This window comes from Thermodesulfobacteriota bacterium, assembly GCA_036482575.1.
Lineage (GTDB): Bacteria > Desulfobacterota > GWC2-55-46 > GWC2-55-46 > JAUVFY01 > JAZGJJ01.
The window spans coordinates 1-8,358 of record JAZGJJ010000079.1 but is presented as its reverse complement, the minus strand read 5'-3'; the positions used below and the strand labels follow the sequence as shown (position 1 = coordinate 8,358).

The 8,358-nt window shown below is 60.4% G+C and carries 9 protein-coding genes; 6 read left to right on the top strand and 3 right to left on the bottom strand.

Annotation, left to right across the window (positions count from 1 at the left end; translation table 11 throughout):
• Together polX and V3W31_03375 are read right to left on the bottom strand one after the other, a co-directional pair.
• Positions 1-1,516 (bottom strand): DNA polymerase/3'-5' exonuclease PolX (gene polX / locus V3W31_03380; GenBank protein MEE9613982.1); only part of this gene is annotated, 1,516 nt, incomplete at its 3' end.
• The gene (locus V3W31_03375) at positions 1,516-1,971 is read right to left on the bottom strand and encodes a hemerythrin domain-containing protein (GenBank protein MEE9613981.1); all 456 of its coding nucleotides are present in this window, start codon (positions 1,969-1,971) and stop codon (positions 1,516-1,518) included. The genes polX and V3W31_03375, both read right to left, overlap by 1 nt.
• 101 nt (positions 1,972-2,072) lie before the next feature.
• Here V3W31_03375 and murI point away from each other — a divergent pair, with 101 nt between their 5' ends.
• From murI to V3W31_03350, 5 genes are all read left to right on the top strand, one after another.
• Entirely contained in the window at positions 2,073-2,891 is an 819-nt protein-coding gene (gene murI / locus V3W31_03370; protein ID MEE9613980.1) for a glutamate racemase, read from the top strand.
• A 1-nt stretch (position 2,892) separates the two neighbouring features.
• Positions 2,893-3,579, top strand: coding sequence for a GerMN domain-containing protein (locus tag V3W31_03365; protein ID MEE9613979.1), 687 nt, complete (start codon positions 2,893-2,895; stop codon positions 3,577-3,579).
• Positions 3,580-3,610: 31 nt separating this feature from the next.
• Complete coding sequence (locus V3W31_03360) at positions 3,611-5,047, top strand: aspartate ammonia-lyase (protein MEE9613978.1); 1,437 nt, start codon at positions 3,611-3,613, stop codon at positions 5,045-5,047.
• 7 nt (positions 5,048-5,054) lie between these two features.
• Positions 5,055-5,315 (top strand): SemiSWEET transporter, encoded by a 261-nt coding sequence (locus V3W31_03355; protein ID MEE9613977.1) that lies wholly within the window; start codon positions 5,055-5,057, stop codon positions 5,313-5,315.
• A gap of 119 nt (positions 5,316-5,434) precedes the next feature.
• Complete coding sequence (locus tag V3W31_03350) at positions 5,435-6,748, top strand: S8 family serine peptidase (GenBank protein MEE9613976.1); 1,314 nt, start codon at positions 5,435-5,437, stop codon at positions 6,746-6,748.
• A gap of 75 nt (positions 6,749-6,823) precedes the next feature.
• Here V3W31_03350 and pncA read toward each other — a convergent pair whose 3' ends face one another.
• Positions 6,824-7,408 carry a bifunctional nicotinamidase/pyrazinamidase gene (pncA, locus tag V3W31_03345; GenBank protein ID MEE9613975.1) on the bottom strand — a complete coding sequence of 195 codons (585 nt, stop codon included), beginning with the start codon at positions 7,406-7,408 and terminating at the stop codon, positions 6,824-6,826.
• Between the two features lie 116 nt (positions 7,409-7,524).
• Here pncA and V3W31_03340 point away from each other — a divergent pair.
• A partial coding sequence (locus V3W31_03340; GenBank protein MEE9613974.1) for a pitrilysin family protein occupies positions 7,525-8,358 on the top strand: 834 nt, incomplete at its 3' end.

The window sequence follows — 8,358 nt, the reverse complement described above, 5'->3', positions numbered from 1 at the left end:
CAAGGGCCACGCCGTACTCGGCCGCCGCGGCGACCACCCGCTCGATATCGAGCTCGTAGGGCTCCCTTATGCCTATGAGCCTGCCGGTCGGGTGGGCGAGGATATTGAGGCTGCCGGTACTCATCCCCTTTATAATCCTCTCGGTCATGACCTCCCGCTCCATATCGAACCCCGAGTGCACGGCCCCGACCACGCAGTCGAGTTTTTTTAGTACGTCTTCGGGAAAGTCCAGCGTGCCGTCGGCCTTTATATCGACCTCCGTCCCCTTGAGCACCCTGAACCGTTCGCCCCGCTCCTCGAGCTTTTCGTTAAAGGCGTCTATCTCGCCTATCTGCCTCAGGAGCCTCTTCTCGTCGAGGCCGTTTGCAATGCCGACGGCCTTCGAGTGGTCGGTTACGGCGATGTACTCGTAGCCCATGGCCATGGCGGCTCGGGCAAGCTCTTCGATGGTGCTCGCCCCGTCGCTCGCAGTCGTATGCGCATGGAGGTCGCCTTTTATATCCTTAAGCTCTACGAGGTGCGGTAGTTTTTTCCCCCGTTCCGCAGCCTCTATCTCTCCCCGGTTCTCGCGCAGCTCGGGCGGCATCCACTTGAGCCCGACGGCCTCGTAGACCTCTTCTTCTGTCCGGCCCGCAACGCGCTCTCCCGTCTTCTCATTAAATACCCCGTACTCGTTCACCTTGAGCCCCATCCTGCCGGCCCTCTCGCGGACGGCTATGTTATGGGCCTTGGAGCCGGTAAAGTGCTGACGTGCCGAGCCTAAACACTCTTCCTCCATAACGCGGAGGTCCACCTGCAGGCCGTTTTTAAGTATTACGGTGGACCTGGTCTCCCCCTTTGCCGCGACCTCCTCGACCTCGGGGTAGGCTACGAAGCGGTCCATCACCGGCACTCCCTTTTGGCAGGTTACCAGTATATCCACGTCTCCGATGGTCTCCTGCCAGCGCCTTAAACTCCCGGCGGGCTCGGCCTCGATCACGCCATCGAGCCCTTTGATGTAGTCCACATAGGAGTGCGCGTACGCAAGCGCCACCACGAGCGGGAACCTGTCCGACCCCTCCATCAGGTTTTTATATTTCTCTATGGCCTTTATTATCTTCAGCTCGCTCTTCTCCCCCATCCCCGGCAGCGTCCTGAGCGCTCCGGCACGGGCCGCCTCTTCGAGCGCCTCCACGCTCTCTATGCCGAGTTTTTTATATAAGAGGGCCACCTTCTTCGGGCCGACGCCGGAGAGTTTCAGCATTTCGAGGAGCCCCTCGGGGGTCTCCCGAAGGAGCTCGTCGTGAGCAGCGCACCTGCCGGTCCTGAGCATCTCGACTATCTTTTCGTGTATGCTCTTGCCTACGGCGGGGATCTTTTCGAGGTCGCCTTCGGGTACGGAGTTCAGGCTTACGGCCAGACCCTCGACGACGAGGGCGGCGTTACGGTAGGAGCGGACGCGGAAGGGGTTCTCCCCCTTTATCTCGAGTATGTCCGCTATCTCGTTGAATATACCTGCTATATCCTCATTTTCCATCAGGGTTTATCGAAGAAGTAGGCCCTGTAGATATAGAAGAGGCTCCCCTCCTCGCTCTCGATCCTCCGGAGGATGTCTTCCCTCAAGCCCTTGAGCATCAGGACAAAACCCGCCGTGTCGGCGAGTATCTCCCGGTCGTCCCCGTACCTCTCGAAGAAGTGAACGGCCCTCCCGCTCACCTCGTTCATGGAGTCCATGAAGAGGTCCAGTGCCGGGATGAGCGCCTCCTGGGCCTTGCGTACCGCCCCCTCCCTGAGGTCCCTGTAGAAGACCTCGTCCTCGCTCCTTACGTGCGCGACGAGCTCGGCCTCGAGCGAGTTGAGCCCCCTCCTGAGGCTGGTGATATCCTCGACCTTCCCGGCCTCTATTATCGGCTCAAGCTCCCGGAAGAGCCCCTTTATCCGGCGGTGCACCCTTTCGAGTTCGTTCAGGTATTTTTTCCTATCCCTGTCCATGACGGAAAACCTCCTTTATGCGACCGTACCCGCCAAGACGATTATAGCACGGCACTACGTTTTTCGTTGACAATAATCCGGCTATTACATAGACTTCATATATGGCGAAAGAGGGACGCATAGGGGTATTCGACTCCGGCATCGGGGGGCTCACCGTCTTAAGGGAGGTCCGCACGCTCCTGCCCGGAGAGGAGACCATATACCTTGGCGACACGGCGCGCGTCCCCTACGGGACGAAGTCGGGCGAGGCGGTCATACGCTACTCGCTCGAGGTCGCCGGGTTCATGAAGGGTAAGGGGATAAAGATGCTCGTCGTGGCCTGCAACACGGCCTCCGCCTACGCCCTACCCGCGCTCAAGGAGGCCCTCGACGTCCCGGTGGTGGGCGTTATAGAGCCGGGCGCGGCTACGGCTGCCGAGGCCACCATGGCCAAACGGATCGGCGTTATCGGGACCGAGGCCACAATAAAGAGCGGCGCCTACTTCGACGCCATAAAGGCCATCGACTCCAAGACGGCCGTTTACATGAAAGCCTGCCCGCTCTTCGTGCCGCTCGCGGAGGAAGGGTGGCTGGATAACGACGTGACCCGTCTCACCGCGGAGAGCTACCTCGCGAACTTTAAAAAAGAAGAGATAGACATCCTGGTGCTCGGGTGCACGCACTACCCCCTCTTGAAACCGCTCATAGCCGGGGTTATGGGTAAGGGGGTCACGCTCATAGACTCGGCCCGCGCAACGGCCGCCGAGGTCAAGCGAATACTCCAGGAGAAAGGGCTCGTGAGAGACGCCGACCCCGCCTTCCCCGCCGCGCCTCCGGAGTTCTTCGTAACCGACTCGCCGGAGCGCTTCGCGACGGTGGGAAAGAGGTTCTTCGGCGACGGACTCGTCTCGGCCGAGCTTGTAAGGCTCGGAGACTCCTGAGGTGCCCCCGAAAAAGAAGAGAAAACTGAAGAAAAGGAAGAAGGGGTCCCGCCTCCCCTCTCCACTGCCACTCTCCGTAGTAATCGCAACCCTTGTGACCTTCGCCGCCGGAGCGCTCTTTATGATATACTTCGGTGACAGGTTGTTCTCCCCCACGGCCCCGAACTCCACTCCGGACTCCACCCCGAAAAAGACCGTCGCCACGGCGAAGACGGAAAAGACAGAAAAGACGGGGGAAAAACCCGCAGTAAAGAAACCCGCGTCCCGCACCATAAAACTCTTTTTCGGCGACTACGAGGGCAAGGAGCTTATCGCCGAGAAGAGCGGCATCAGGAAGGGCACGGTGGAGGCCGAGCTCAAAAGGGCCGTGGAGGCGCTCCTTAAAGGGCCGGTGAGTGGAAGAGACGGCATCATCGAGACCATACCCGAGGGGGTAAAACTTCTCTCGCTCAAGGTGCGGAAGAGGACGGCGGTGGTTGACTTGAGCCGGGAGATTATCGATAACCACTTCGGCGGCTCGTCGGCCGAACTGCAGACCGTCTACTCGCTCGTAAACACCCTCACCTTGAACTTCCCGTCCATAGACACGGTACGGATCATGATCGAGGGCAAGTCCGAGCCCACCATAGCCGGGCACATAATCATAAGTAACCCGCTTAAGCCGAACAGGAAACTGATAAAGGGATAGCGCCCCGTCCACCTCCCTGGTAATAATGGTAATGGCAAAGACGACAAAAAAGAAGATAAAGGTCCGGATCGAGAGCGACCCTCTCGGAGAGAAGGCCGTCCCCCGGGGCGCCTACTACGGCGTACAGACCGAGCGCGCCCGTGAGAACTTCGACATCAGCGGCATCCCTCCGAGGCGAGAGCTCATCATAGCCACGGCCATGATAAAGAGAGCCGCCGCCGAGGTCAACTCCGAGCTTGGCCTTCTGAGTAAAAAAACCGCACGCGCCATAATAAGGGCCACGGACGAGATAATAAGGGGAGGACTCCACCGGGAGTTCGTCGTGGACGTCTTTCAGGCCGGGGCCGGCACCTCGCACAACATGAACGCCAACGAGGTTATCGCCAACCGCGCCACGGAGCTCCTCGGCGGCCGCAGGGGCGACTACACGGTCGTCCACCCCAACGACCACGTCAACATGGCCCAGTCCACCAACGACACCTTCCCAACGGCCATGAAGCTCTCGGCACTCATGCTCTCCGGGGGGCTCACGGAATCGCTAAGCGGCCTCGAAAGGGAGCTCAAGCGCAAGGGCCGCGCCTTCGGCCGCGTCATAAAATCCGCGAGGACGCACCTGCGGGACGCCGTACCGATAACCCTAGGCCAGGAGTTCGCCTCGTACGCCGAGTGCATAAAAAAACGGAGGACACGGATAACCGAAGCCACCGGGGCCCTTAAAACTCTCGGCATCGGAGGCTCGGCCGCGGGAACGGGACTCAATACCCACCCGCGCTACCGCCGGATGGTGGTAAGGGCGCTGTCGAGGAGTTCCGGCATACGGGGTCTCAAACCGGCGCCGGATACGGTAGAGGCGATGAACAGCATGGCCCCGTTCGTCGACCTGTCCGGGGCCTTGAGGGCGCTCGCCGTGGAGCTGATACGCATAGCGAACGACCTCCGGCTCTTAAGCTCCGGCCCGAGGACGGGGCTCTCCGAGATAACCCTCCCCGCGGTACAGCCCGGCTCCTCCATCATGCCGGGCAAGGCGAACCCCGTCATGGCCGAGATGCTCAACATGGTGTCGTTCCAGGTCGTGGGTAACGACCTCACCATAGCCATGGCCTCGCAGGCCGGACAACTGGAGCTTAACGTCATGATGCCCGTCATAAGCCATAACCTCCTCCAGTCCATGGACATACTCACGGGCGGCATGAGGGCCTTTACGGAAAGGTGCGTCACGGGCATAGAGGCGGACCGGGAGAGATGCCGCGAATATTTCGAGAGGTCGATCGGCCTCGCGACCGTACTTAACCCGATCATAGGCTACGGGAACGCCGCGACCGTCGCACGGGCCGCGGTGGAGAGAGGGGTTACCTTGAGGGAGCTTATAGCCGAAAAGGGGCTCCTCTCCGAAGAGGAACTGGACAGGCTCCTCGACCCCGCGACGGTTACGGGCCCGCAATTGAAGAAAATGAAGAGGAGGGTTTAGAACGACTATGGAGTTCAGCTGGACGACAATACTGGGGCTCGTGGCGGCCGCGTGCACGACGGCCTCCTTCCTGCCACAGGTCGGAAAGACGCTTAAGACGAGGAAGACCGAGGATATCTCGCTCCTTATGTACGCCGTCCTCACCGTCGGCATCTTCCTGTGGCTGCTATACGGTTTTGCGACCAAAGACCTGCCGATAATCGTGGCCAACACAATAAGCCTCGCCCTGGCGGGCACCGTCCTGGCGCTCAAGGTGAAGCACGGGTAGGTGGGGCTGAAACCAATTGACTTGAGCCCTGCTTTGTAGTAAAGTTGGACTATTATTTCCATTATTTCCATTATTTCGCGCAACCTTAACCTGACCTGAATAAGCCCGGAGGTGGCTATATGAAGAAGATGGTCTTTTCATTCATCGCACTAACCTTTTTATTCGCCGTGTATTCGACCGAAGCCCTTGCCGGGCCGAATAACGTCATACCGGGCCGCTACATAGTGGTACTTCATGACGACGCGGATGGCGCGGCGGCCGCCCGGGATGTGGCCTCGGCCCACGGCCTGGTCCCCCGTCACGTCTATAGCGTGGCGCTAAAGGGCTTTTCCGCGGCCATCCCGAGCGCGAGGCTCGGGGCCGTAACATCCGACCCCAGGGTAAAGTTCGTCGAGCCCGACCTCGTGGTCTGGGCTATAGCTCCCCCGGCGGGCGGACCCCCGGGCAAGAATAAGGACGGTGGCGGAGGCGGCGGCGGAGATACACCCCCGCCCCCACAGGATCTCCCCACGGGCATCGACCGCATATACGTCGCGCCTGACAGCCCGACTGCGAACGGCGTGGACGTCGACATAGCGATTATAGACACCGGGGTGGACAAGGGCCATCCGGACATCAACTTCCATAAGGGCGTAACCGTCGCCGGTACGGGCAAGCCCGGCGGCAAGGACAACAACGGCCACGGCACGCACGTGGCCGGGATCGCGGCGGCAAGGAATAACTCCGAAGGCGTCATAGGTGTGGCCCCGGGTGCGAGGATATGGGCCGTGAAGGTACTCGATAAGTTCGGGGGCGGCTCCATCGCAGGCGTGGTAGCCGGTATAGACTGGCTCACAAGGTTCGCCTCCGAGGTAGAGGTCGCCAACATGAGCCTCGGGGCCATCGGAACAAGCAACTCCCTCCGTCTCGCGATTCAGAACAGCACTGCCGCCGGCATACTCTACGCCGTGGCCGCGGGCAACAGCAGAAGGGACGTCTACGGGAGTGACGGGGCGCTCGGCGGGGGAAGCGCCTTAAACCCAGGGGCATACGACTCCATCCCCGCGGCATACCCCGAGGTCGTAACCGTCTCGGCCATAGCGGACTACGACGGAAAGCCGGGCGGCAAATGGACGGGAAAAACGAGCTGGGGTGCGGACGATACGTTCGCGTCCTTCAGCAACTACGGCGTTGCCGTGGACCTCGCGGCGCCGGGGGTGGATATAAACTCCACATGGGTCGGCGGCGGCTATAAGAGTATTAGCGGCACGAGCATGGCCTCCCCTCACGTCGCCGGAGCGGCGGCGCTCTACATATCCACCCACGCCGCGGCGAGTGTGGCGGCCACTACGGATGCCCTTATAAATAACGGGGCCTCTCAGGCGGACGCCTATGGCTTCCTCGGCGACCCGGACTCCAGCGCCGAGCCGCTTGTGTGTATCGGCTGCCCGTAACTACCTTTTAGATATCTTAAAAAACCCCCCTCCCGAATGGGAGGGGGGTTTTTTTGTGCTCCGTTCACTTACCTCTCAGGAAAGATCTTCAAGCGTCACCGTATCCGCTCCGGCCTCTTTCATCTCGCCCAGTGCCCTCTCCGAATCTCCGGGCTTTAGATCCACCCCCTTAACGGCGTCGACGAGGACCGTGACTTTAAAACCCTCCCGAAGGGCGTCGAGCACCGTCTCCCTGACGCAGTAGTCAGTGGCGAGCCCTCCGATATAGAGGCGGGTAACGCCGCTCTCCCTGAGCAGTTCACTGAACCCCCTCCCCTCCGGGTCGCGGGCCTGGAAGACCGAGTAGGCGTCCTCGTCCGGCCTGTCCCCCTTGGTAAGGAGAGTAACCCCGTCCGGGGGTTTGAGGGCGGGATGGAGCTCGGCCCCCGGGGTGCCTTGAACGCAGTGGACCGGCCACACACCCCCGAACTCCTTGAAGTGATTCGTCTCGGGGGGGTGCCAGTCGCGGGTTATAAAGACCGGAAGCCCCCTCTCCCGGAAGAGCCCCATGTAGCGGTTCAGGACCTCCACCACCGCGTCCCCTTCCGCCACGCCCAGCGCGCCGCCGGGGCAAAAATCGTTCTGGACGTCCACGACCACGAGTGCGCTTTCTTTATCCATATCCATAGTTCAAGCATATAAGAGACGGCAAAGGCTGTCAACCGTCACACATATATGTTGAAAAACCGCGTATTTTAGTCTATCCTTAATAACCAATCAAACTACGGAGGTACTAAATGAGGCTCTACAGGAAGCTGGCCGTACTCGCCATACTCTCCCTTTCCATAGTCCTAGGCCGGGACGCGCTGGCGGAGAGGGCCATACTGAAGACAAAGCTGGATAACGGCCTTACCGTTATCCTCGAAGAGGACCACTCGGCGCCGGTGGCGGCCTTCCAGATGTGGGTACGCGTGGGCAGCGCGGACGAAAAGGAAAAAGAGGCCGGCATAGCGCACGTCTTCGAGCACATGCTCTTCAAGGGCACCGAAAAACGTGGGGTCGGGGAGATAGCCAAAGAGGTCGAGGGGGCCGGGGGTTACGTGAACGCCTACACCTCCTACGACAACACGGTCTACCACCTCGCGGTGGCGAGCCGCTTCTTCTCCGCCGGGCTGGACATAATGAGCGACGCCATACGGAACTCGACGTTCGACCCCGTCGAGCTCAAAAAGGAGCTCCAGGTGGTGCTCGAAGAGATACGCATGGGCGAGGACAACCCTGGAAGGAAGCTCTACAAGACGATCCTCGAGACCGCCTACACCACCCACCCGTACAAGAGACATGTCATAGGGTCCAGGGAGACGGTCGAAGCCCTTACGAGGGACTACATACTGGAGTTCTTCGGTAAGTGGTACGTCCCGAACAACATGACGCTCGTGGTGGTGGGGGACTTCGACGGAGAAGAAGCCCTTGCCGAGATAAAAGAGTCCTTCAAGGGCTTCAATAAGGGATCCGACCCGCATACCCCCCGGCCGGTCGAACCCCCGCAGACCGAGACCAGGGCCGTGGTGAGCGTGGAATCCATAGCACAGACCCACATGGGCATGGCCTTCCACATACCGGAGCTCAGG